The sequence below is a fragment of the Achromobacter sp. FW305-C-30-7 genome (assembly GCF_058783105.1).
The window spans coordinates 219775-244434 of the sequence record NZ_JBYSYI010000007.1 but is presented as its reverse complement, the minus strand read 5'-3'; the positions used below and the strand labels follow the sequence as shown (position 1 = coordinate 244434).

21 protein-coding genes are annotated in these 24660 nt (G+C 67.3%); 18 read left to right on the top strand and 3 right to left on the bottom strand.

The genetic code is table 11. The features are described 5' to 3' along the window. The first annotated feature begins 66 nt into the window (after positions 1–66). The 4 genes from AC3WOB_RS23030 to AC3WOB_RS23015 are packed head-to-tail and all read left to right on the top strand — an operon-like array spanning position 67 to position 6486. The gene (locus AC3WOB_RS23030; protein ID WP_492276287.1) at positions 67–2304 is read left to right on the top strand and encodes an ABC transporter substrate-binding protein; all 2238 of its coding nucleotides are present in this window, start codon (positions 67–69) and stop codon (positions 2302–2304) included. After that, positions 2301–3278, top strand: coding sequence for an ABC transporter permease (locus AC3WOB_RS23025; protein WP_492276286.1), 978 nt, complete (start codon positions 2301–2303; stop codon positions 3276–3278). The genes AC3WOB_RS23030 and AC3WOB_RS23025 overlap by 4 nt, the downstream gene beginning before the upstream one ends. 5 nt (positions 3279–3283) lie before the next feature. Beyond that, entirely contained in the window at positions 3284–4792 is a 1509-nt protein-coding gene (locus AC3WOB_RS23020) for an ABC transporter permease (RefSeq protein ID WP_492276285.1), read from the top strand. Then, a complete protein-coding gene (locus AC3WOB_RS23015) occupies positions 4789–6486 on the top strand; it encodes an ABC transporter ATP-binding protein (RefSeq protein ID WP_492276284.1) in 1698 nt (565 codons plus the stop codon). The genes AC3WOB_RS23020 and AC3WOB_RS23015 overlap by 4 nt, the downstream gene beginning before the upstream one ends. Before the next feature lie 46 nt (positions 6487–6532). On the opposite strand, the gene AC3WOB_RS23010 is transcribed toward AC3WOB_RS23015, so the two are convergent. The 3 genes from AC3WOB_RS23010 to AC3WOB_RS23000 form a co-directional block, all read right to left on the bottom strand. Then, a complete protein-coding gene (locus AC3WOB_RS23010; protein WP_492276283.1) occupies positions 6533–7078 on the bottom strand; it encodes a MarR family winged helix-turn-helix transcriptional regulator in 546 nt (181 codons plus the stop codon). Between the two features lie 28 nt (positions 7079–7106). Continuing rightward, complete coding sequence (locus AC3WOB_RS23005) at positions 7107–8849, bottom strand: collagen-like triple helix repeat-containing protein (RefSeq protein WP_492276282.1); 1743 nt, start codon at positions 8847–8849, stop codon at positions 7107–7109. Between the two features lie 348 nt (positions 8850–9197). After that, positions 9198–10859: a ShlB/FhaC/HecB family hemolysin secretion/activation protein gene (locus tag AC3WOB_RS23000; protein WP_013395084.1), complete on the bottom strand. Its 1662-nt coding sequence runs from the start codon at positions 10857–10859 to the stop codon at positions 9198–9200. Positions 10860–11405: 546 nt separating this feature from the next. Between AC3WOB_RS23000 and AC3WOB_RS22995 the strand changes: the two genes are divergently transcribed. The 14 genes from AC3WOB_RS22995 to AC3WOB_RS22930 all read left to right on the top strand — a co-directional run bounded on the left by AC3WOB_RS22995 (position 11406) and on the right by AC3WOB_RS22930 (position 24635). Beyond that, positions 11406–12236, top strand: a complete 831-nt coding sequence (locus AC3WOB_RS22995) for an MHYT domain-containing protein (protein WP_492276326.1) — start codon at positions 11406–11408, stop codon at positions 12234–12236. 122 nt (positions 12237–12358) lie between these two features. Continuing rightward, positions 12359–12568 (top strand): Flp family type IVb pilin, encoded by a 210-nt coding sequence (locus AC3WOB_RS22990; RefSeq protein WP_207468202.1) that lies wholly within the window; start codon positions 12359–12361, stop codon positions 12566–12568. A 142-nt stretch (positions 12569–12710) separates the two neighbouring features. After that, a complete protein-coding gene (locus tag AC3WOB_RS22985) occupies positions 12711–13232 on the top strand; it encodes an A24 family peptidase (protein WP_492276281.1) in 522 nt (173 codons plus the stop codon). Next, positions 13178–13639, top strand: a complete 462-nt coding sequence (locus AC3WOB_RS22980; RefSeq protein ID WP_013395080.1) for a TadE/TadG family type IV pilus assembly protein — start codon at positions 13178–13180, stop codon at positions 13637–13639. The genes AC3WOB_RS22985 and AC3WOB_RS22980 overlap by 55 nt, the downstream gene beginning before the upstream one ends. A 1-nt stretch (position 13640) precedes the next feature. After that, complete coding sequence (locus AC3WOB_RS22975) at positions 13641–14129, top strand: TadE/TadG family type IV pilus assembly protein (RefSeq protein ID WP_492276280.1); 489 nt, start codon at positions 13641–13643, stop codon at positions 14127–14129. Next, the gene (gene cpaB / locus AC3WOB_RS22970; RefSeq protein WP_013395078.1) at positions 14126–15085 is read left to right on the top strand and encodes a Flp pilus assembly protein CpaB; all 960 of its coding nucleotides are present in this window, start codon (positions 14126–14128) and stop codon (positions 15083–15085) included. Before AC3WOB_RS22975 ends, cpaB begins: the two co-directional genes overlap by 4 nt. Positions 15086–15149: 64 nt before the next feature. After that, positions 15150–16511, top strand: coding sequence for a type II and III secretion system protein family protein (locus AC3WOB_RS22965; protein ID WP_492276279.1), 1362 nt, complete (start codon positions 15150–15152; stop codon positions 16509–16511). Then, positions 16508–17833, top strand: coding sequence for a pilus assembly protein CpaE (locus AC3WOB_RS22960; protein WP_041654070.1), 1326 nt, complete (start codon positions 16508–16510; stop codon positions 17831–17833). Before AC3WOB_RS22965 ends, AC3WOB_RS22960 begins: the two co-directional genes overlap by 4 nt. A 33-nt stretch (positions 17834–17866) precedes the next feature. Then, positions 17867–19228 (top strand): TadA family conjugal transfer-associated ATPase, encoded by a 1362-nt coding sequence (locus tag AC3WOB_RS22955; RefSeq protein ID WP_013395075.1) that lies wholly within the window; start codon positions 17867–17869, stop codon positions 19226–19228. Then, complete coding sequence (locus AC3WOB_RS22950; RefSeq protein WP_013395074.1) at positions 19228–20151, top strand: type II secretion system F family protein; 924 nt, start codon at positions 19228–19230, stop codon at positions 20149–20151. Before AC3WOB_RS22955 ends, AC3WOB_RS22950 begins: the two co-directional genes overlap by 1 nt. A 12-nt stretch (positions 20152–20163) precedes the next feature. Then, positions 20164–21159, top strand: a complete 996-nt coding sequence (locus AC3WOB_RS22945) for a type II secretion system F family protein (protein ID WP_013395073.1) — start codon at positions 20164–20166, stop codon at positions 21157–21159. Further along, positions 21159–22028: a tetratricopeptide repeat protein gene (locus tag AC3WOB_RS22940; RefSeq protein WP_013395072.1), complete on the top strand. Its 870-nt coding sequence runs from the start codon at positions 21159–21161 to the stop codon at positions 22026–22028. Before AC3WOB_RS22945 ends, AC3WOB_RS22940 begins: the two co-directional genes overlap by 1 nt. Positions 22029–22050: 22 nt before the next feature. Further along, positions 22051–22491 carry a DUF3613 domain-containing protein gene (locus tag AC3WOB_RS22935; protein WP_013395071.1) on the top strand — a complete coding sequence of 147 codons (441 nt, stop codon included), beginning with the start codon at positions 22051–22053 and terminating at the stop codon, positions 22489–22491. Between the two features lie 50 nt (positions 22492–22541). Then, entirely contained in the window at positions 22542–24635 is a 2094-nt protein-coding gene (locus AC3WOB_RS22930; protein ID WP_237709925.1) for a pilus assembly protein TadG-related protein, read from the top strand. The last annotated feature ends 25 nt before the right edge of the window (positions 24636–24660 follow it).

Here is a 24660-nt window from a genome sequence, read left to right as displayed (position 1 = left end):
GCCTGGGTATGGACCCCGGCCCGTGTTTGCTATCCTCTGTCGCAACGATTCGAAGGGAAGGTTTCCATGCGTGCATTGAAGCGGCTCTGGGCGGCGGCCATGCTGCTGTCGCTGGCGTTGGCGGGCTGCTCGCGAGAAAGCCCCATCAACAGCCCGTATCCGTCCGGCGCCGAAAGCCAGAACACGCTGTTTTCCGCCTTCGTCAAGCGTTCGCCGAAGTATCTGGACCCGGCCAGCTCTTATTCCGGCGACGAAACCCCTTATACGTACAACATCTATGAGACGCTGTACGGCTACCACTATCTGAAGCGGCCCTACGAACTGGTGCCGCGGGCGGCGGCGTCCATCGACCCACCCGTCTACCTCGACGCGCAGGGCAACACGCTGCCCGCCGACACCCCGGGCGAGCAGATCGCGCAAAGCGTCTACGACATCAAGATCCGGCCCGGCGCGCGCTACGCGCCGCATCCGGCCTTCGCCCGCAAGACCGACGGCAGCTACGACTACTTCCCACTGGCCGCGGGCGAACTGGACGACAAGTTCTACATTCCCGACTTCCCCCGCACAGGCACGCGCGAGTTGACGGCCGACGATTACGTCTACGCTTTCCGGCGCCTGGTCAGCCCGCGCGTGGTGTCGCCGATTTCCAGCCTGATGACCGAGCATGTGGCTGGCCTGAAGGAATACGCCGACCGGCTGCGCCAGCGCGACCAGGCGCTGCGGCGCGACATGCCGGGCGGGGCCGGCGCGCCGCCCTGGCTGGACCTGCGCGAGGCCGACGGCTTCACGGGCGTGCAGGCGCTGGATCCGCACACGCTGCGCATCCGCGTCAACGGCAAGTATCCGCAGTTCAAGTACTGGCTGGCCATGACCTTCACCGCGCCGATTCCTTGGGAAGCCGACCGCTTCTACAGCCAGCCGGGCATGGGGGCGCACGACCTGTCGTTCAACACCTGGCCGGTGGGCACTGGTCCGTACATGCTGGTGGAGTCGCTGCAGAACCGCCGCCACGTGCTGGGCCGCAATCCCAATTTCCATGGCGAGCCCTATCCCTGCGAAGGCGAGCCCGGCGACGCGGCCGCCGGCCTGCTGGCCGACTGCGGCAAGCCCACGCCTTTCATCGACCGCGCGGAATTCAGCGTTGAAAAGGAAGCCATTCCGCTGACCGGCAAGTTCTTGCAGGGCTATTACGACGTGCCGCAGATCGAGCGCGGCGAGTATGGCGTGGCCATGCTGGTTGCGGCCGGCGACAGCCAGGACAAAGCACGCCTGTACAGCGAGCATGGCATCAAGCTGCCGACGACCGTCGAAACCGCCAACTGGTACATGGGCTTCAACTGGCTGGACCCGGTGGTGGGCAAGGGCGACACGCCGGAACAGGAAGCAAAGAACCGCAAGCTGCGCCAGGCCATCAGCATCGCGTTCGACTGGGAAGAGTACGTCGCCGTGTTCGAGAACAGCCAGGCCTCGGTGGCTTACGGTCCGGTGCCGCCGGGCGTTCTCGGCTACCGTGAACCGCCCGAAGGCGTGAACCCCGTGGTCTACGACCTGGTGGACGGCAAGCCCGTGCGCAAGTCCGTGGACGTGGCCCGCCGCCTGCTGGCCGAGGCCGGCTACCCCGATGGCCGCAACGCCAAGACGGGCGCGCCGCTGGTGCTCTATTACGATTCGATGCAGGGTGGCGGCTCCAATCCGCAGTTCGACTGGATGCGGCGCCAACTGGCCAAGATCGGCGTGCAGCTGGACGTGCGCGCCACCGACTACAACCGCTTCCAGGACAAGATGATGCGAGGGTCGGCGCAGATCTTCCTGTGGGGCTGGAACGCCGACTATCCCGACGCCGAGAACTTCCTGTTCCTGCTCTACGGCCCCAATGCCAAGGCCAAGGGCGGCGGCGAGAACGCGGCCAACTACGCCAGCCCCGAGTTCGACCGCCTCTTCGAGCAGATGAAGTTCCTGGACGACGGTCCCGAAAAGGCACAGCTCATCGCCAGAATGATCGCCATTGTGCAGCGCGACGCGCCCTGGATGTTCGGCTACTTCCCGATGTCGGGCGGCGCCTACCAGCAGTGGGTCGGCAACGCCAAGCCGACCCAGATGGTCCGCAACACGCTGCAGTACATGAAGATCGATGCCGCCCTGCGGCAGCAGAAGATCGATGAGTGGAACTATCCGCGGTGGTGGCCGATCGGCCTGTTCGCGCTGTTGCTGGCGCTGGCGATCTGGCCTTCGTATGTGGCGCTGAAGCGGCGCGAACGCCAGACGGCATTCACGCCGGCCCTGGGCAAGGAGCATCAATCATGATCGGCTACGTGATCCGCCGGTTGCTGTACGGCGTGCTGATCCTGATCGGCGTGAACCTCTTCACCTTCGTCCTGTTTTTCGCGGTCAACACGCCCGACGACATGGCGCGGCTGGCCATCGGCGGGCAGCGCGTCAATCAGGACGCGGTGGAAAAATGGAAGGCCGAGCGCGGCTACGACAAGCCGCTGTTCTTCAATGCCAAGGCGGAAGGCGCGGCCCAGCTGACCGACACGGTGTTCTACCAGCGCTCGGTGCCCTTGCTGGTCATGGACTTCGGCGCGTCCGACGGCGGCCGCGACATCGGCCGCGAGATCAAGACGCGCATGGGTCCCAGCCTGGCCCTGGCAGTGCCTACCTTTTTCCTGGGACTCTTCGTCAGCATCGTCTTTTCGCTGACGCTGGTGTATTTCCGCGCCACCCGACTCGACTTCTGGGGCGTGGTGGTCTGCGTGCTGCTGCTGTCCATATCCAGCCTGTTCTACATCATCGCCGGCCAATGGGTCTTCGCCAAGCTGCTGCGGCTGGTGCCGTTCTCGGGTTTTTCGGGCGGGCTGGACGTGGTCAAGTTCCTGGCGCTGCCGGTGCTGGTCGCAATCGTGTCGCGGCTGGGGCCGGAGGCGCGCTTCTACCGCACCCTGTTCCTGGAAGAGATCAGCAAGGACTATGTGCGCACCGCGCGCTCCAAGGGGCTGGCCGAACGCATCGTGCTGTTCCGCCACGTGCTGCGCAACGCCATGCTGCCCATCCTGACCAGCACGGTGGCGGCCTTGCCGCTGCTGTTCATGGGCAGCCTGATCGCGGAGTCCTTCTTCGGCATTCCGGGCCTGGGCAGCTACACCATCGACGCCATCAACGCGCAGGACTTCTCCATCGTGCGGGCCATGGTGTTCCTGGGCGCCGCGCTCTATATCGTGGGGCTGATCCTGGCCGACATTTCCTACACGCTGGCCGACCCCCGCGTCCGATTCGAGTAGCCGCCATGCCCATGTTCGTCTTCCTCTGGACCGATATCGCGCTTTGGCTCATGGTGCTGGGCGCGCTGGCCTATGTCTGGCACGTGCGCCGCAGCCCGAACCTGCGCGCAACCTGGGCGCGCGTGGCGCGCGACACGCCGGCCATGTGTTCGGCCGTGATTCTGGCCGCCTTCGTGGTGGTGGGCCTGCTGGACTCGGTGCATTACCGGCCGCTGCTGCCGCCGGCGCCCGGCGCCGCCGCCGACGCGCCGCCGGCCTATGCGCCCGCGGTGCGCTCGGCGCTGGACGGCCTGCTCACGGGGTCCGTGCTGACCACGCCGGAAAAAACCTATTCCGAGCCCTTGGCGATACGGCAGTTCACCAAGGAAACCATGCTAGTCAATGACAAGCCGGTGCGCGACTTTCCCCGCCTGCGGGGCGCGGGCGTCCACCTGCAGGATCCCGACCGCGATCACCTGGGCGATGTAGGCAAGCGGGTCGGGCTGGGCCTGGCCGCGGGGCTGGCGGTGTCCGCCGCCGTGATCGGGCTGATGTACGCCGGCCTGGCCAGGCGGCGCGCGGCCCGGCTTGCCGCCGGGGATCCGCAGGGCGGGTATTCGGAAGTGCCCTGGCGCGCCATGGCCGTCACCTTCACGCTGCTGTGCCTGACCGCGGGCGCCTTGGCCGGCCTGTCCAGCGGGTATCACGCGCTGGGTACCGACCGCATCGGCAACGACGTCCTGTGGCAGGCGCTCAAGAGCATCCGCACCGCGCTGGTCATCGGCAGCCTCACCACCATTGCGATGCTGCCGCCGGCCATCGTCTTCGGCATCGCCGCCGGCTACTTCAAGGGCAAGGTCGACGACGGCATCCAGTATCTCTACACCACCATCACCTCGATTCCGGGCGTGCTGCTGGTGGCCGCCTGCGCGCTGATGATGCAGGTGTACATCGACAATCACGCGGACCTGTTCGACACCTCGGCCGCGCGCGCCGACCTGCGGCTGTTCCTGCTCTGCATGATTCTGGGCTTCACCGGCTGGGCTGGACTGTGCCGCCTGCTGCGCGCCGAAACCCTCAAGCTGCGCGAACTGGAATACGTGCAGGCGGCGCGGGCCTTCGGCGTGTCGCACTGGCGCATCATGACCCGCCATCTGCTGCCCAACGTGGCGCACCTGGTCCTGATCACCGTGGTGCTGGAGTTCTCGGGCCTGGTCCTGTACGAGGCAGTGTTGTCCTATCTGGGCATAGGGGTGGATCCCAGCATGAATTCCTTCGGTTCCATGATCGACGGCGCCCGGCTGGAAATGTCCCGCGACCCCATGATCTGGTGGAACCTGATGACCGCATTCGTCTTCATGCTGGCGCTGGTGCTGGCGGCCAACCTGTTCGCCGACGCGGTGCGCGACGCCTTCGACCCGCGCACGCGCCGCTACAAGCCCGGCCGCATGGCGCGCTTCGGCCTGTTCGGCCGCGCGCCGCGCACGGCGCTGGCCACCGATACGCGCCAGTCCCGTCCGGGAGATGCGCCATGAGCCAGGCTCCCTTGCTTGAAGTGCACGGCCTGGATGTCGATATCGCCAGCGAAAGCGGCATGACGCATGCGGTCAAGCGCCTGCAGTTGGCGATCTCCAGGCGGCAGACCTTCGCGTTGGTTGGCGAATCGGGTTGCGGCAAGAGCATGACGGCGCTGGCGCTGTTGCGCCTGCTGCCCGACGCCGGACGCATCGTCGGCGGCCAGATCGACCTGGACGGAGAAGACCTGAACCGCCTGCCGGAAAGCGCCATGCGCGGCGTGCGCGGCGGGCGCATCGGCATCATCTTCCAGGAACCGTCCACCAGCCTGAATCCGGTCATGCGGGTGGGCGACCAGATCATCGAGACCCTGATCGCCCACACGCCCCTGCGCGGCGCCGCGGCGCGCGCCCGCGCCGTGGACTGGCTGCGGCGGGTCGGCATCCCGGAACCCGAGCGGCGCATCGACGACTATCCCTTCCAGTTCTCGGGCGGGCAGAAGCAGCGCGTCATGATCGCCATCGCGCTGGCGGCCGAACCCGTCCTGCTCATCGCGGACGAGCCCACCACGGCGCTGGACGTCACGGTGCAGGCGCAGGTGCTGGACCTGCTGGCCGACATCCAGCGGGAAATGGGCATGGCGGTGCTGCTGATCACGCACGACCTCGCGGTGGTGAAGAACGTCGCCCATCACGTGGCGCTGATGCGCGGCGGCGAGATCGTTGAAAGCGCCGACGCCGAGGAGTTCTTCCGCGCGCCCAAGCACCCCTATGCGCGGCAGCTGTTCGAAGCGATTCCCACGTTTGAAAAGCGCGGCACGCCGTTGACCGAAAGCGGCCGCGAGGCCATGGCGCGCGACGACGACCGCATGGCCGGGAGCCCCAAGACGCGCGACGCCGGCGTGGTGCTGGACGTGCAAGACCTGAAGGTCCATTACCCCGTGCGCAAGGGGCCGCTGCGCCGTATCGCGTCCTGGGTCAAGGCCGTGGACGGCGTGGCCTTTACGCTGAAGGCAGGTGAAACGCTGGCCCTGCTGGGCGAGTCCGGCTGCGGCAAGACCACCACGGGCAAGGCGCTGCTGCGCCTGATCGATGGCGCGCACGTATCGGGCCGCGCGATGCTGCAGGGGCACGATTTGTTGTCCGCGGACCGGCGCACGCTGCAGCGCCTGAGACAGGACATTCAGATCATCTTCCAGGACCCATATGCCTCGCTCGACCCGCGCATGCGCGTGGGCGACATCCTGGACGAAGGATTGGCCTCCCTGCGCGCCGGCATGGACAAAGAGTCGCGCCGCGCCCACGCCGCGCGGCTGATCGAACGCGTGGGCCTGCCGTCCAATACCCTGGCGCGCTATCCGCACGAATTCTCCGGCGGCCAGCGCCAGCGGATCGCGATCGCGCGGGCGCTGGCGGTCGAACCCAAAGTGCTGATCTGCGATGAGCCCACGTCGGCGCTGGACGTTTCCGTGCAGGCCCAGATCCTGGACCTGCTGCGCGAGCTGCAGCACGAGCTCGGCATCGCCTACCTGTTCATCACGCACAACTTCGGCGTGGTCGAGTATCTGGCGGACCGCATCGCGGTCATGGACGCAGGCCGCATCATCGAATTGGGACCGGCCGACGCGGTGCTGCACCAGCCGCGTCAGGACATGACGCGCAGGCTGCTGGCCGCCGTGCCGCGCCTGCACTTCGGGCCGCCCGAGGCGGCCTGATCCGGTTGGAAGCGGCGGCGGGGGTGATGCTCCCGCCGCCGTTTTTCTACCCGGGCTGATGCGCGCTGCCTGCCTCCAGCCAGGCCTGAGTGTCGCGCTTCACGCCGCGGCCGCAACGCATCAGGAAGGCATGCACCGTTTCCAGCTCCGCGGTGTCATAGCCGCGCGCGGTCGTGGCGATGGCCTCGGCGATCCACCGCCGTTCCTGGGCCAGCGCCTGGCACTGCTCCTCGACCGGCCGGATCACGATCATCCGGCGATCCAGCGGGTGGCGGCCGCGCTGGACATAACCGGCGGCTTCCAGCCGGTTGATCAAGGCGGTCGCGCCGCCGGAGCTGACGCCCAGCAACTGGGCCAGATGCCCGGTGGGCAGGGCATCGAACTCCATGACCAGCTCCAGCGCCTTCAGGTCCGCCGGGGGCATGCCCAGCTTTTCCGCCAGGGCCGACTGGCATGCCGCGTTGTAGGCGGCGAACTGCCGACCCAGCAGCAGGACGATCTCGTCCAGCATGCCGGACCGCCGGTTGCTTCCCGTTGATTCAGCCATGCCGGTCACATGCTCGTGGTGAAAGTAGGTCTGTTGTTGCAGCATGATGTGGATTCCTGGCGGTTGCGATGGATCACTTCTTCCCGGCCAGGCCGCCGAGCAGTCCGCCCAGCAGGCCGCCGTTGGCAGTCCCGCCGGACGATCCGCCCGCCGCCGCGCCGCCCGTCAGGCTGCCCGTCACGCCACCCAGCAGTCCGCCGAGCAGGCCGCCATTGGCGGAGGCGCCGCCGGCCGTGCCGCCTGATCCTCCCGAACTGGCGGGAGCGCCGGCAGAGCCGCCAGCACCCGCGCCTGTTCCCGCGCCCGCCGCAACGTTCACGCCTCCCACCAGCCCGCCCAGCAGTCCGCCGCCGTTCGTCCCGGCCGAGGCGCCGGCGCCTGCCGCAGCGCCGCCAGCCCCCGTCAACCCACCGACCAGTCCGCCCAGCAATCCGCCGCCGGCAGCGCCGCCGGCCGTGCCGCCCACGCCATTGGCGCCGCCGGCCGCACCGCCCACCGCTCCCGTCACGCCGCCCAGCAGGCCGGTCACCGGGGCCAGCAGGCCGCCCGTGCCGTTGGCGCCGCCCGTCAATCCGCCCGTCACGCCGCCCAGGCCCAGGCCGCCGGTGAGAGAGGCCACTGCGCTCGTCGCGTTCGCCAGCGTCGAACCCAGGGGATTGGCGTTGCCCGGCGTGGCATGCAGCAGGCCGCCCGCGCTGGCGACCGCGCCGCCCAGCCCTTGCAGTACGCCGTTCAAGCCCGGCGTCCCACCCGGCAACGCGCCGCCCAGATTGGTGACCGTGCCGCCCAGGCTGCTCAACAGGCCGGCTACCGGCGCGCCCAGCTTGGTGGTATCGCCGACTTGCTGCGTCAGGCCGACGACCTTGCCGGCCAGTGGGCTGGCGGTCGGATCCAGCGCGCCGCCCACGCCGGCCAGCACGGGCTGCAAGCCCAGCGGCAGCACGTTGTCGACCGTCTTGCCGACGTTGCCGAGCGCAGGCTCAAGCAGCGGCGTGTTGGGGCCGCTGAGTACGCCGCCAGTCACGCCGCCGACTACCTGGGTGATCGGCTGCAGCAGCCCGCCCTGGCCCGACAGTGCCCCCGTCAAGGCGCCCACCGCGCCGGTGGCGTTGCCCAGCACGGTCGTCAAGGGATTCGGATTGTTGGCGTTCGCATTCAGCAGGCCGCCAGTGCTGGCCACGGTCTTGCCCAGGCCGTCCACCAGGCCGCCCACGCCCGCGCCCAGGCCCCCGGGCAGTCCCGATCCTTTGACGCTGGTGCCCAGGTCGCTGACCAGGCCGCCTACCTGCCTGACGACGCCGTCGGTGGGTTGTCCCAAACCGGTAGTCGCGCCGATCTGTTGAGTCAGTCCGACCACGGTGTCGGCTACCGGCTTGATCGTCGGATCCAGCGCCTTGCCCACGCCGGCCAAGGTCGAGTCCAGGTTCAGGGGCAGGGTGTTGTCGAGCGCCGCGCCGGTATTGCCCAGCGTGGTTTCCAGCAGGCCGCTCACGCGCGGCGGATTGGTGCCGCCGCCAGGGTCGGTGCCGCCACCGGGGTTGGTGCCGCCACCAGGGTTGGTTCCACCGCCGGGGTTGGTACCGCCACCGGGATTGGTACCGCCACCGGGATTGGTACCGCCGCCAGGGTTGAGGCCGCCGCCAGGATCAAGGCCGCCACCACCGGGGTTGGTCGGGATGTCGGTCCCGGGCAGTCCCGCGGTTTTCTTCCCGCCGCCACCGCCGCCGCAGGCGGCCAGGGCGCTTACCAATGCGGTGGCCAGGATGGTGGCGGTCAGGACGCGTTGCAGGCGGCGCGTGTCGGAATGGGTATGCATGGCGAACTCCTTTGGTTGGAAGAGTCAGGCGTCGAAACAACCCGATACGCTTCCTCATGCACAAACCGTGCCAAGATTTTTCGCCATGCCCGCAAAGCGGCATTTTCGGCAATTTTCGGTGAATTAAATCGCCTTGTTATCAATGGGATAGGAATGAAAACAAGGGTTTTCCTTAAATCTGGAAAATCCTCATCTTTGCGATCGCCCGGAGCCTGCGAATGTTACGGAAAGCCGCCCATCCGACGTAACGTTACGGCGGACGTTACGTAACGCTGGCAGCACTGCCCAAGAAAAAACGCCCGTCGCAACGGGCGTTCATCGATCTGCCGGCCGCCTCGTCCCGAGCGGCTAGAACGCGTCGTAGAACAGGGAATAGTTGGCGTTGAAACGCACGTTCCGGTCGTCGTTGACCGTGGCCGATCCCACCGGTTTGGCCACGTTGAAATCGAACAGGTAATACTTGTCGTCGGTAAAGCGCAAGCCCAGGGCCACGGAGGACAGGTGCCGCTGATTCAGGGTCTGCAGGTCCTTGTTGTTGTACCAAGTGCGTGCGTAGTCGACCAGGGCGTAAGGCTGCACGCTGGAAAGGTATTCCCAGCCCACGCCGAAGCGGCGATTGATTTCCGCCGACACGCCCACGCCCTTGTCGCCGCTTTGCTCGCCCTGCGGATAGCCCATGGCGTAGCGCCAGCTGCCGTACGAGACCTGTTCGGAAGAAGGCAGGATGTTGCTGGAGTACTGCGCCGCGCCAGAGAAAACCAGGCCGATCTGGGCGGGCAGCACAAAGGTCTGCCTGGCGTTCAGGTTGTAGCGGGTGAAATCCAGGTCCAGCAGCGGGGTGGCAGAGTAGCCATAGTTGGTCGCGATGTCCTTTTTTGCGCCCGCGGCGTCAAACCCCTTGGCCACGCTCAGCGTGACATCGGTGGCCTTGGTCTCGGACACCTGGATGTAGCGCATCTCGGCGGTCGCCGCGCGCACCTGGGCATCCTGCTGCAGCCAGCGGTCGGTGTTGCGGGCCTCGTAGCGGTCCTTGGAATTGGCTGCATAGACGCCCACGGTGCCGGTCAGCGAGCGGGTGTTGTTCAACAGGAACGGATAGCTCACACCGATGCCAATGCGGTCGTTCTTCACGCGGCGCTCGAAACCCAACATTTCGATGGCGTCATCCTGGGGCCGCGCATCGTAGTGATAGCCATCGATCTTGACGGCCAGGCCGTCCGCCCCGATCGGCACGCGGATCTCGCCCGACACGTACTTCACGTCATCGGTATTGAAGGGCACCGAGGCGGTCAGCTTCACTTGCTCGCCCAGAGGCGTGAGGCTGTTGGTCGCGAGATTCACGATGGGCTGCATGCCGGTACCCAGGTCCGCGATGCCGCCGGTCAGGCTGACGGGCTGGCGGCTGGCCGCCAGTACCAGTTCGGTGGCGCCATCGGCGCGACGGGGCAGGTCCAGGCTGGGCGTGAATTTGACGCCCGGCACGGTACGCATCAGGTTCAGTTGGCGTTCCAGCGTGGCCTGCTTGAGCGGCCTTTCCTCCTGCATGGGCGCGGCCAGCGCTTCCAGTCTGTCCTGCGCGTTGCCGATATCGCCTTCGATCCGCACGTTGGCGATGTAGCCCTCGACCACCGTCACCACCACCAGGCCATTGGCGAAGGTCTGATTCTGCAGCAGCGCGAACGACAGGGGAAAGCCTTTGTCGCGGTAGAGCTGGGTGATCTTGTCGACTTCCTGGACAAGTTCGCCCAGGCTGATTTCCTTGCCCGCAAGCGGGGTGAGCAGCCCGGACACTTCCTCGAACGGGATGGCGCGCACGCCGCTGACGTCGAAATTGCGCGGCACGATGCGCTGCGCCAGGCGAGCCTGCAAGGCCAGCTGTTCCGGCGTGGCGGTCTGGACGTAGGGCGGAGGCTGCGTCGCCGAGGGCGGACGCTCAATGCGCGGCATGGCGTCCACCGGATTGCCGCGTAGCGGACCTTCGGCCCGGGCCTGAGTGCCGGCTGCCACCATGCACAAGAGGGCGAGACAAAGCGGACTCGCCGGGGATCTGCTGCTCTTGCCTTTTTCGTCTCTCATTTCCGCTGGCGCTTCTGAACGGATACCCGGACCCGATCGAGTATTGGATTGAAAAGGGTAGCAACAGTGTTAAGACAAAGTTGCAGTTAGCGGTGGACGTATGGTGCCAGTATTTCTGGTTGAATGACAATTCATTTCAAATTCCGCCTCCGTAAAGTGGCTGCATTTACATTATTTCGGAATATTCTTTTGTTGCGTAATATATTTTCAGGCAAAGATAAGCGAGCTTTGGCGGTTTTTATTAATGTTTTCGAAAACTTAGGTCCATCCGTTACACATCTTCTGTCGCAATATCGCGAAATTCAGTGAAAACCCTGATGTGTATGATTTGGCAATATATAAACTAAAGATACGTATCAAAAATACGCAAAATGTGTGGACCCGCCCGGAGGCGAAGATGGCTGGGGATTACCGCAAGAAGCACTGCAACAGCTTGCCGGCCGCGCGCTGCCGCAGCCGCTTGCCACACCGGGAGCGCACATGAGCCCGGGTGATGTCGTTCCGCTCTCCTTCAATGGCAGTCTGGTGGCGCTTTCATTCCTGATTGCGGCGTTGGGTTCGTATGTGGCCCTGTTGGCCGCCGCGGGTATCCGCGCGGAAACCCAGGATGGTGAAATCCGCATCGGCTATATCGTCATCGGCGCGGTGGCGATGGGCGGCGTGGGTATCTGGAGCATGCATTTCATCGGCATGCTGGCGCAGAACCTGCCTTTTGAAGTTGGTTACCAGGTCGGCCTGACGATACTCAGTTTCATGGTTGCGGCCGGGTTTTCCGGTTGGGCATTCTGGTATGTCGGCCGCGACCGATTCACTTTCCTGCGCTGCCTGGTCGGGGGCTGCGCCGCGGGGTTCGGCGTCGCTTCCATGCATTATGTGGGCATGAGCGCCGCGCGCATGCCGGCGGTATTGCTCTGGAATCTGCCGCTGGTGGTTTTGTCGGTGTTGATCGCCGTCGTCGCGGCCACTGCCGCGCTCTGGCTCGCCTTCAATACCCAGAATGAACGCCAGCGCATCGGCGCGGCCATTTTGATGGCCGTCGCGGTCTGCGGCATGCATTACACCGGCGCGGCGGCAGGCGCGGTCATCTGCACGACCACGAATGACGCGGTCGGCCTGCATATCGGCGGGGCCATGCTGCCGTACATCGCCTTCGCGCTGTCGGCTGTCACCTTGCTCCTCATGCGCTGGCATTTGCAGCGCGCCTCCGAACGCTTTCGCGCGCGCACGGCGCAGCGCATCGACTCGATCATTGAATCGGCCCCAGCCGCGGCTACGGACAGATTGCCCGGAGCCACGCCGGGGCCGGGTTAGCTGGACCCTGGACGCGCGCCGCGGCAATGAGCGCGGCGCGTGGGCGGTTCCAGGCTTTAGGGGGCTGGCTCTGCTGCTTGAAGAACAGCCCCGGTCATCAATCGAGACCCATGGAGCTCGACATGAAAGCAACACTTGCGCAGTTCTGGAATGACGAAGACGGCATCACGGCCCTGGAGTACGGGCTGATCGCGGGAATGGTGGCGGTAGCCCTCATCGTCGCGGTGGGGGCATTTACCGGGTCCTTGAAAGGCATGTTCGAGGAACTGGGCACCAAGCTGGACAACGCCAAGACCGGTACCGGCACCACGCCTCCCGCAGGCGGCGGCTAAGCCGCGAACCTGTTCGCGTCGTGGCGGCAGTGTGTCGCTAGCCGCCGCGGCGCGTACCCGCAACATGGCATCACTTGATTGAAGGAGTCCGCGTCAGTCCCGACGCGTCCATCGTTGAAGTCGTTTTCTTGAAGGTCTTGCCTTGTATCCAGGGGAAGTGCTGTGGTGGCTGTTGTTTGCATGCTGGATTGTGGCGCTGATCCACGCCGATCTGCGCTATCGCCGCGTCCCCAACCGGCTGGTCGTCGCGGGACTCGCGGGCCAATTGCTATGGCTGCTGGCGGCCTGGCTGGCGCCGGGCTGGGCCTATCCGCCGCGCTGGTCGGGATGGTTGATGGCGCTGGCCGGATTTCTGGTCGCGCTACCCTTTGTGCCGCTCTGGGGCAGGCGCCTGATGGGCGCGGGCGATATCAAGGCCATCGCGGTGCTCGGCCTGTTGCTGGGCTTCGCGCCGCTGATGATGACGCTGGCGCTGGCCAGCGTGCTGGCCGGCCTGCATGGGCTGCTGTACCTGGCGGTGTCGCGGGTCTGGGCGCTGAGCAACCGCGCGCGCCAGATTCCGTATGCCGCCTATCTGGGCCTGGCCGCATTCAGCGCGGTTCTTATTCCGTGGAGTTCGCCCTGGTATTCGTGGTGTTCTTCCTGGTGTTTTACGGGATCCTGACGTACTCCCTGGTGGTCGCCGCGCAGCATTCCGTGACGCTGGCCGCGCAGGACGGCGCGCGCAAGGTCTTGCAGTGGCAGGCCGGTACCGCGTCGCTGACGGCGCGGGCCAATGCCGGACGCGATTCGGCGCTGTACCAGGCGGAGTGGATCAGCACCCTGTCCGCGGCGCCGGTGCAGGTGGCGGTCTGCGGCAGCGCGGGCGCGCTGAGCAGCGCGGCCGGCGGCGCCTGCAGCGGTTTGCCGTTGGCGCAGGACCAGATCGAAGTCAACGTGTCCTATGCGTATGGCGCCCATCCGCTCATTCCGTCGGTGCCGCTGTTGCAGGCGGCGCTGATGCCGGCCTCCAGTGTGCTGAGCGCGCGCGCGACCGTGCATCTGGGCAATGCCCTGGGCGGGGGAGGCTGAGATGCGAGCCTATGCGCAACGCCTCGGGAGCGCCCCACGCAAACGCCAGCGCGGCATTGCGGCGCTGGAGTTTTCGCTGACGCTCACTCTGCTGTTGCTCTTCATTTGCGGCGTGGTCGGGTTCGGCGCGCTGTTCTGGATGCAGCAGCAACTGGCTGCGGCCGCCGCGGATGGCGCGCGCGCCGCGGTCTACGCCCGATTCAATGGCCAGGCCGATGTGCCGGCAGCGGCTTGTTTCGCGGCGATGGGCTCGTTCTCCGCCGGTTCGGCAGTGCTGTGCAGCGCCACGCGCGCGCCCTGCGCCTGGACCGGGGCAGGCGGCAGGCAGGCCGATTGCGCCACCGTCGCCATGACCTACAACACCCAGTCCTGGCCGCTGCTGGAGACCGTGCGCGGGCTGATCACCGCCTTGCCGGGCGCGAACCGGAACTGGATCCCGGGCAGGTTGCAATCGCAGGCCGTTGTGCAGATATCGCAGGGGGCGCCATGAGCAGTCTGAGCAAGATCGTCGCGGGTATGTTGCTGGTGGCGGGCCTGGTGCTGGCCTTCGTGGCCTGGCGCCTGGCCTCGGCGCCGGCCAGTCCTCCGCCCGGCGTGGCGCCCGCGCCTGTCGCGGCGGCGCCGGCGGAACCGCTCAAGCTCCATCCGGTGGTGGTGGCCCGGCAACCGATTCCCGCGGGTTCGCGCATCGACAGCGCAAGCATGCTGACGGTGGCCCAGTGGCAGGTCGCGCTGTCCGGCGGCTTTGCCGACATCGCGCCGCTGGAAGGCGCGGTGGCGAAAGTCGACATCGCCGCAGGCGATCCGATCGTGCCCAGTCTGTTGACGCAAGGCTTGGCACGCCAGCTCAAGCCAGGCGAGCGCGCCGTCGCCATCGCGGTGGACGAAGTGATAGGCGGCGGCAATCGCATCGTCCCCGGCGACATGGTGGACGTGTTCTTCATGATCGAAAAAAGCGCCGAAGTGGCGGTAGGCCAGGCCCGCCTGTTGCAGTCCCAGGTGCGGGTGCTGGCCTACGGCAGAGCCTCGGTGGAAGGGCCGGACGAAAAGTCGGCCCTGCAGCAGGGCGGCCCGGGCCAGCCGGCGCGCACCGCGGTGCTGGCCGTGCCGGTCGACCGGGTCAACGAACTGATGCTGGCCGGCCGCGCGGGCCGCCTGCAGCTGGCGCTGCGCCCCGTGGGCGACGACAGCATGCCGGACGCGCAGTTGTTCGCCCGACGCGGCACGGTGTTGCCGGTCCGCGCCGATTTGACGGTCGCGCAGCGCGAGTCGCTGCAGTCGGGCCCCAACCGCGCCTATGCCGGCGAGAGCCTGGTGCAACTGGACGGCACCACGTCCGCGGCGCTGGCGCCGGCCGCCCGCGCCGCGAGCCGGCCCCAGGGTTCTGGCGGCGGCCGGACGGTGGAAATCATCCGAGGAGATAAATCCGAGCGCGTGCGCTATTGAACGGGGCTGCGGGCGGACCAGGCGCTGGCCGCAGCCGGACTCTTTCCATCATCAGGTCCTGCACATGAAGAAACATCAGCGCACCACCATGATCTGCCTCCTGTCGGCCGCGGCAGCGATGACACTGGGGGGCCTCAGCCTGGCACAGACCGCGGCGCCGGCGGCTGGCGCGAATGCGCCGGTCCGCGACATCTCGATGGCGGTGAAGGGGCAGCAGAGCCTCGTGCTGGATGGCGGCGCGCCCGCGCGCATCGCCATCGGCGACCCCGACGTGGCGGACGTGAAGGTCTTGCCCGCTACCGGCAAGCGCGCGGGCTCCGTGCTGCTATATGGCAAGAAGCCCGGCACCACGCAATTGCAGATCTGGACCGGCAACAACGCCGCGCCGCAGATATGGAACGTCCGCGTCGGCGGCAGCGTGCAGGGCGCGCTGGCGAGCCGGGGCCTGGGCGGGGGCGCCAACGTCGACATCGCCGACGGCCACGCCGTCGTGTCGGGCCATGCCGAGTCGCAGTTGGGGCAGATCGCGTCGGCCACCATGGCGGCGTCCGCCGTGGGCGGGGAAAAGAACGTGGTGGACATGTCGACCGCGGGCACCGGCGGCGTGGTGCAGGTTGAGGTGAAGGTCGTGGAAGTGTCGCGTTCGGTGATGAAGGCGGCCGGCATCAGCTTCACGGCCAGCAACGGCCCCTGGAGCGGCGGCAGCTCCACTATGCCTGCCAGCCTGGGCGGCGCGCTGGCGTCCGGTTTTTCGCTGTTCTATGACTCCAACAACTTCTCGGCGCGGCTGCGCCTGCTGCAGACCAACGGCATGGCGCGCGTCCTGGCCGAGCCGACCCTGGTGGCCTTGACGGGGCAGAGCGCAAGCTTCCTGGCCGGCGGCGAATTGCCGATTCCGCAGGCGGGCGGCCTGGGTACGGTCAACGTGACCTTCAAGCCATTCGGCATCGGCCTGACCGTGACTCCCACCGTGCTGTCGCGCGACCGCATTTCGCTGAAGGTGGCGCCAGAGGCCAGCGAGCTGGATTACACCAACGGCATCGCCATCAACACCAGCGCGGACACCAGCACCATCATCCCGGCCTTGCGCACGCGCCGCGCCGACACCACGGTGGAACTGGGCGATGGCGAAAGCTTCGTGATCAGCGGCCTGGTGTCGCGCCAGACCAAGGCCATGGTCAACAAGGTGCCCATGCTGGGCGACCTGCCCATCATCGGCTCCTTCTTCCGCAGCGTCGATTACTCCCAGGAGGATACCGAGCTGGTCATCGTCGTGACGCCGCGCCTGGTGCGCCCCATCGCGCGCGGCGTGGCCCTGCCGCTGCCGGGAGCGAAGCAGGAGCAGACGGATACGGCATTCAACGCTTGGGGCTATTACCTGACCGGCCCGATGGGCGGCCAGCAGATGCCGGGCTTTTCACGGTGAGCAATATGAAGACACATGCCAGCGAATGGGTGGGCCTGCAAAACGGCACGCGGTTCCTGTTCTGCTCCCAAGGCAACGCGGTCGCCGCGCAGCTGGGGCAGGCTCTGGGCGACCTGGGGATGCTGACCCAGGAATCGCCGCGCATCGAAGAGTTGGCGCGGCGCCTGACGGAGATCGCGCCGCAGGTGGTATTCCTGGATTTCACCCTGAGCGACGAGGAACCCGGCAAGCTGTTCAAGTCCGCCGAACTGGCGCGCTTGCTGGCGCGCATTGCGCCGACGGTGCCGCGCGTGGCGGTCGGCTTCCTGAGCCAGCCGGAGGGGGCGATCGCCGCCTTGCGGGCGGGCGTCAGCGATTTCGTCGATCCCTCGGTGGCGCCGCAGGAGATCAAGGAAGTAGTGCTGCGCCTGCTCGACCGGCCGTCGGGCGGCCGCATGGACGGCACGCGCCGCAGCGTCGTGCTGCTGGGTGCGCGTCCCGGCGTGGGCACCAGCACCCTGGCGGTGCATCTGGCGGGCATGCTGCAGGACCGCCTGGCGCTTGCGCACGGCCAGCGCGCCGCTTCCGGCGCCAAGGCGCCCAAGCCTGCCGGCGAACCGCTACCCCTGTCCAGCCGGGTTGCGCTGATGGACCTGGGCTGGCCCGTCGGCGACTGCCAGCTCTACCTGAACATAGGCGGCGACTTCGACTTCGCCGAGGCTGCGCGCAATTTGCGCCGTCTCGATTCCACGTTGCTGGGATCCGCCATGGCGCACACGGCCAATGGCCTGAGCGTGCTGTCGCTGCCGCGCGACCTGGGCCAGATGCGCGACGTGTCGCAGTCGGATTCGCTGCTGGTATTCGAACGCATGCGCCAGCATTTTTCGGTCGTGGTGGCCGATTCGGGCGGCTTCACCAACCCCGAGTTCGTGTCGGGCCTGGCGCGCGCTTCGCAGCTCAACTGGATCGTGACCGATCAGAGCGTGGGCGCGCTGGTGTCGCTGGCCGGCCTGCTGCAGGAGCTGGAGCAGCTGCACGTGGAGCGGCGCAGCCTGGGCCTCATCGTCAACCGCTATGACGAGCGCTACGGCATGACCGCGCAGCAGATCGCCGAACGCTTCCAGCTGGAACTGGTGGGCACGCTGCCGGACCGCACGCTGCCTCTGATGGTGTGCACGAACCGCGGGCATTTGTTGCACGAAGAGGCCGAACGCGATGTCTATGTGCGCGCGGTGCAGGCGCTGGCGGAACGCCTCTGCACGGAGGAGAACACGCCCGGCGGGCGGGCAGGCTGGCTGGCCACCTGGCTGCCCGGCGTGCACCGCCGCATGGTGGTCGGTTGACGGACAGACAGACGGACGGTAACGGGACCCGACATGATCATGACAGCGACGATAGAGTTCGGCGGCGACGGCGATAAAGGCTTTGTGGCGTCGGACCGCTACCAGGAAGTGAAGACGGCGGCCTACGAGCACCTGCTGTCCCGCATCGAAGAGCTGGGCGCGGAGTTCGGCCGCTGGGCCAGGTCGGCGATCCAGGAGTTCGTGGACATCGAGGTCGCGAGCTTCGTGCGCCTGCGCCGAGTGCCCATCAATGAAGGCGAAATGCGCGCCATCGCCGAGGCGCTGACGAAGGAACTGGCCGGCCTGGGACCCCTGGAGGACCTGCTGGCGGACCCGGCCGTGGAAGACATCCTGATCAACGGCTACGACAACGTTTTCGTCTCGCGCCGCGGCGTGCTGGCCCGCGAGACGCTGCGCTTCACCGACAACCAGCACGTGCTGCGCATCGTGCGCCGCATCCTGGCCCCGATCGGCCGCCGGCTGGACGAATCCAGCCCCATGGTGGATGCGCGCCTGCCCGACGGCGGCCGCCTGAACGTGGTGATCGAGCCGCTGGCGGTGGACGGCCCCATGGTGTCGATCCGCAAATTCCGCCAGGACCCGCTCAAGCCGGCGGACCTGCTGACGCTGGGCAGCTTCGACGAAGAGATCTACCGGCTGCTGAACGAGGCGGTGAAGAACCGCTGCAATATCCTGGTGTCCGGCGGCACCAGCTCGGGCAAGACTTCGCTGCTGAACGCGCTGGCGTTCTTCATCCCCGAAACGGAACGCGTGGTGACGGTGGAGGACACCGCCGAACTGTCGCTCAACCATCCGCATGTGGTGCGGCTGGAATCGCGTCAGGGGGGCTTTGACGGCAGCGGCGCCGTCACCATCCGCGAGCTGATCCGCAACAGCCTGCGGATGCGGCCGGACCGGGTGGTGGTGGGGGAAGTGCGCGGCGCCGAGGTCATGGACATGCTGCAAGCCATGAACACCGGGCACGAAGGTTCGATGGCGACGATCCACGCGAACTCTCCGCGCGAATGCCTGTACCGCATCGAGATGCTGGCCGGCTTCGCCGGTTTCCAGGGCAGCGAGGACAGCCTGCGCCGGCAGATCGCCAGCGCGCTGGATTTCATCGTGCAGATCGGGCGCCTGTCCAACGGCAAGCGCCGGGTGTTGTCGGTGACCGAGATCACGGGCATGGGCGACAACGTGATCTCCACGCAAGAGCTCTATCGCCACGAATCCTATGCGGCGCCGGACGGCGAGGAGAAGGACCGCTGGACCTGGCTGGGCATCCACCCCCATACGCCCAAGCTGGCAAAAATGCGCAACGAAGCGCGCGCCAACGACAACCCGCCGGACGACCGCGATGGCGGGGGCGGCGGATTCTGGAGCAGGAGGCGCTGATGCTGGAAGCCCTGGTGCTTGCGATCCTGGCGGCGGTGCTGGCGATCGGCGCGGTGCTGCTGTGGCGCCATGCCGGCCGCAGCGCGCGCCGGGCGGCCAGCTCCGCCTTTTTGGAAAGCCAACTGCAGCGGGGCCGGGACGAGGCCAGCGCCGATGCGCCCTTTGCCGAGAGCTCGCGCGAATTCCGCAGCGGCTTTTCCGGCTGGGACCGCTTGCTGCGCCTGGCCGGACTGCGGCAAAGCGTCGGCCTGTATTTGCGCATCGCGCTTCCTGTCGTTGCTGGCGCAGCGCTGGCCTGGGTTTTGCTGGGTCCGCTGTCGGGAGCGGTGACCTTGCTGCTGCTGGCCGTGTTTGCCTACTTCCTGCTGTGGCTGCGGGCCGACAAACGCCAGCGGCGCATGATCTCGCAGTTGCCCGCGTTCCTGGACAACATCGTGCGCCTGCTCACCATCGGCAACAGCATGGGCGCGGCGTTCCAGACTGCCGCGGCCGCCACCGACGAACCCTTGCGCGAGGTGGTGGAAACGGCGTCCAGCCTGAGCCGCTCCAAGGAGCTGGACGCGGCGCTGGCGCAAGTATCGCGTCTGTACGGGCTGAAGGAGCTGTACATGGTCGCGGCGGTGGTGTCGCTGGCCATGCGCTTCGGCGGCCGCAGCGACCAGGTGCTGGAACGCATGGCGGCCTTCATGCGCGACGTGGCCCAGGCGCGCAACGAATTGACCGCGAGTTCGGCCGAGGTCCGGCTGTCAGCCTGGATCCTGGCCTTGCTGCCCGTGGGCATCGCGGGCTTCATCATCGTTGCGAACAACAACCTGTTCATGGGCCTGTGGCAAGACCCGCAGGGTTTCAGGATGCTGCTGACCGCCGTGTGCCTGCAGGTCGGCGGTTGCTATTGGCTGTATCGCATGGCCAAGGCCATTTGAAGGGAGCGCCGCATGGACACCCTGCAATCCTGGAACGCAACCACCGTGCTGGCGATGGCGCTGATGCTGGTGGCTGCCGGCCTGGTGGTGTTGGGCCTGGGAATGGCGCGGCGCCTGCGCAGCCAGAGCCGCAGCCGCCAGGTGGTGGATCAGGCGCTGGCCGCGCGCGAGGGTGGCGCGGCCTCGGCGCCCCTGCGCGGCGAAGGCGGGCAGGGGCGGCTGGCGGCGGCAACGCGGGCGGCCGACACCTTCGGCAAACGCCTGAGCGAAGGCCGGCTGGCCGACGCGCTGTTGGCTTCCGAGGACCGCAAGCTGGTGGACATGGCGGGCTATGCCAATCCTGGCACCGCGCGTTCGCGTTTCGTGCTGATCCGGGTCGGCCTGGCGATCCTGCTGCCGGTGGCGGCGGTCACGCTGGACTTGAGCAAGCACCTTCCCGACATGCCGATGGGCGCATTGGTCGCGGGTTTTCTCGGCTTCGCGATCGGCTACATGCTGCCCAAATGGATCGTGCAGCGGCGCCTGGCGCGCCGCCGCAGGCAGGCGGCCGACGAGCTGCCCCTGCTGATAGACCTGCTGCGCCTGTTGCAGGGCGTGGGCCTGTCGATCGACCAGAGCCTGCAGGTGCTGGTCAAGGAGTTCGGCCAGGTGCTGCCGGTGCTGGCGTTTGAATTGCGCCTGGCCTCCGAACTGTATGTGCGCGGCCGCACGCGCGAGCAATCGCTGGCCAGGCTGGCCGCGGGCTTCGACAACGACGACCTGTCCGCCATCTGCCGCCTGATCGCGCAGGTCGACCAGCACGGCGGCGCGGTGCAGGAGCCCTTGAACCGCTTCGGCGAACGCCTGCGGGACAAGCGGCGCCTGGAATTGAAGGAGAAGGTGGGCAAGACCACGGTCAAGATGACCGGGGTCATGATCGTGACGCTGCTGCCCGCGCTGTTGATCGTGACGGGCGGGGCGGGGTTTATCGCGGTATTGCGCGGCTTGTCGCGCATGGGGGGCATGTAATGAACGGCGGAACGGAAAGCAGGTCGCGCGCATGGCGTTGCGCGCTGGCGGCCACGGTGCTGGCTGCGGGCGCGGGCTTGAGTGGATGCAAGACCAACAACGCGGAATCCGCCTGGCAGCTGATCCAGCAACAGCAGCAGGAACAGGCCTTGATGCGTCAGAAGGAAGACGAGGCCCAGAGCAAGAGCCGGCCCAAGGAACCAGAGATGATGCTGTCCATGATCGTCGAGGCGCAGCGCCAGGAGCGCTATTACGCGTCGCTCGCGTACATCGATGGCTATCAGCAGAAGTACGGCAACGACGCGCGGGTGGCGGTGCTGCGCGCCGAGGCGCTGCGCCAGACCGGACAGGCGGCGCAGAGTGAGCAGGCCTACCGCGCGCTGACCGCCACCGACCAGGCCGCCGAGGGCTGGCATGGCCTGGGCTTGATCGCCGGTTCGCGCGGGCAGTTCGACCAGGCGGCCGACTACTTTTCGCGCGCGGCCAGGTTGGCGCCCATGGACGCTCGGATCCTGGGCGACCTGGGCTACGCGCGCCTGCGGGCGGGCGATCCGGCGGGCGCGCGCGTGCCCCTGGGGCAGGCGGCTGAATTGACGCCGGAAAGCGGCAAGGTGCTGGCGAACCTGGCGGTGCTGCTGCTGGTCGAGGGCGATCCGCTCAAGGCGCAGCGTCTGATGGAGCGGGCGCAACTGAGCGAGGAAGCGCGCGGCCAGGTGCTGCGACTGGCCGCCGAGATCCGCGGCCAACTGGCCCCGGTGCCGGGCGCGTCCTACGCGCCGGCGACCAGGGTGTCCAGCGGCGGGCAGACGGTCATGCCGATGATGAGCCCTTTGATGGAAGGGCTGGGCAACGGCCCCATCGTGCGCTAACCCTGTCTTGAGGAAGACTGCCATGTCTCATTCGACCCAGCACGCATTGTTCATCCTGGTCTGCGCCCTGGGGGCGCTGGCGCCTTCCGCCGGCCATGCGCAATCCAATGCGCCGCTGACGGGCAGCATGTCGGGCGCTCCGAGCGGCGCGCCCGCGCCGGCGTCTGCGTCTGCGCCTGCGCCCGCATCGACCCCCGCAGCCGCCATGCCCGACCGGCCGGTGGTGCAGCAGATGCAGACTCCGCTGCCGCAAGCGCCGGCCGCCGCGCCCGCGGCGCAGGAGGGTTTCGGCGATGTGACGCGCGGCCTGTTGGCGGCGCAGGCCGACGGCCGGCGCGCCGGTAATGCCTTGCCCGTGCTGGGGCCGGTCTCCACGGCGGCCTGGAACCGCTATCTGGAAAGCTTCAAGCGTCCGATTCCAGAGTGGTTCGACCGGAATGTGGAGATCCCCAACGTCCAGTGAATCCAGGGAACCTGTTTCTCCGCCGCCTGCGGAAACGGAGTCGCAATAGCATGTCTGCCGGCCGTCCACATCCTTCCTCGCCGCCGCGGCAACGCGGCAGCATGACCGTCGCCGTGGTCTTCGCGGTGCTGGTGGGAGTGGTGTTGCTGGGCGTGCTGCAGCTCGCCTACGGCTACTACATGAAGCGCGAGATGCAGAAGGCGGCGGATCTGGCGGCGCTGTCGGCCGTGCAGGTCCTGAACCTGGGCTCCAGCGCGGATTGCGCCCGGGCCGCCGCCGCGGGCAAGGCCTCGGCCCTGGCCAATGTGCCGAACATCCTCGACTTGTTCACGGCCGCGGATTTCACGGTGGAATGCAAGGTGTGGGATCCGACACGGTCCGACGCGTCCGGCATGCATGTCTTCGACGCGGCGGGCGGGCAGGCCTATAACGCGGTGCGGGTTGCGGTGCGCAAGCAGCTGGCCAATCTGATCCCCGGCGTGGGCGGGGTCACGGCGTCGGTCGCGGCGGTGGCCACCAACACGCAGCCGGTGGCCACCTTCACGGTGGGATCGCGGCTGCTGCGGCTGGAGCGGGGCGGCCTGCTGTCGCAATTGCTGGCCACGGCGGGGGCGTCGCCCACGCAACTGGATGTGCTGGACGCCGCCGGCCTGGCCAATGTCGGCATCACCCCGGCCGGCCTGCTGGAAGCGCTGGGCCTGCCGCTGTCGGTGGCGGCCGGCGTGGGCACGCCCGAGCAATTGACGGCGCTAAGCAACCTCACCCTGGGTCAGCTCCTGCGCGCCACGCTGAGCGTCATCGACAAGCAGAGAACCGCAAACGCCGATGTCGGGCTGCTGAGCGGGGCCATTAACACGGTGTTGGACCTGATGCCGCTGAACCTGCCCGTGAAACTGTTCGGCGACGGCGGCGTGCTGAATCTGGACGTGGTGGGCGGCGATCCCAGCGCCGCCTTGCAGGCCAAGGTCAATGCGCTCAACATTCTGGAAACCGGCCTGGCCATTGCCAACGGCAGCAACCTGATCAATCTGGGATTGAGCGTGCCGCTGCTGGGACTGGACGCGCGGGTGCGCATTGTCGAGCCGCCTGCGGTGGCGGTAGGTGGCGTAGGCGTGCAGGCCGTCAGCGCCGGCATTCGCGTGTATCTGCGCGTCAACACCAGCACCATCCCGCTGGTGGGGCCTTTGCTGGCCAACACCCTGAACACCAAAGTGGACCTGCCCATCATCATCGACGTGGCGCAATCCACGGGCACGCTGCGCAAGCTGTGCGAAGCGCCGCTGGCCGAAAACCAGGCGATGATCGACGTGACCTCGGCCGCGGCCAGCGTCTGCCTGGGACGTTTCCCGGGCATGGAGTCCAACACCGACACCAAATCCGCCAATTTCCAGTCGCTCACCAACCGCTGCGAACCCAGCGCATTCGGCTCCGTTGGCCGCTACCAGGTCTTGAACGTGCTGGGCATACTGCCGCTCACTGCCAGGGTTGCGCTGCCGGTGTTCAATTCCTCGGCGCCCGTGCCGGTGACCTTGACCGCGCCGCCGTCGCCCAATTCCACCGCGACCGTCAACGCCACCAACCTGGACCTGTCCAAGCTGGTCGCGAATCTGGCGGACGCGCTGATCGGCGGCATCCTGGGCGACCTCTACAGTACCGGCACGCCGTTGAGCGCAAAGGAACGCAGCGACCTCGCAGCCAAACTGGTGGGCGAAGACCCGAACAACGCGGGCAAGACGGTCTCGAAAGTCGTCAACGACATGCAGTGGTCCAAGACCGCGATGGACCAGTTGGGTACACGCCTGACCACGGGCGGCCTGACAGGGGTGCTGGGCGGCACGCTGCAATTGGTCGGAAATATTCTCAAATCGCTCTTGGCGGCGCCGCTCAGCGACGTAGCCTGCGCCCTGTTCTTTGCGCCGGACAAGATACGCCTGTGCCGCATCGATGCGGTCGGCACGCTGGCCTTGAGCGGCGATGACCAGGTGGGCGGTGTGCTGTCCGTCGTCATGGCTTTGCTGGCCCCTCTGCTGGATTCGCTGTCGGCGGTGCTGCAGCAGTTGCTGAACGCGCTGGGCCTGAGCCTGGGCCAGACCGACGTATCCCTGATCTCCGTGGATTGCGGCAAGCCCCGCCTGGTGTACTGATGACGAAGCTCCTGACCCCTATCCC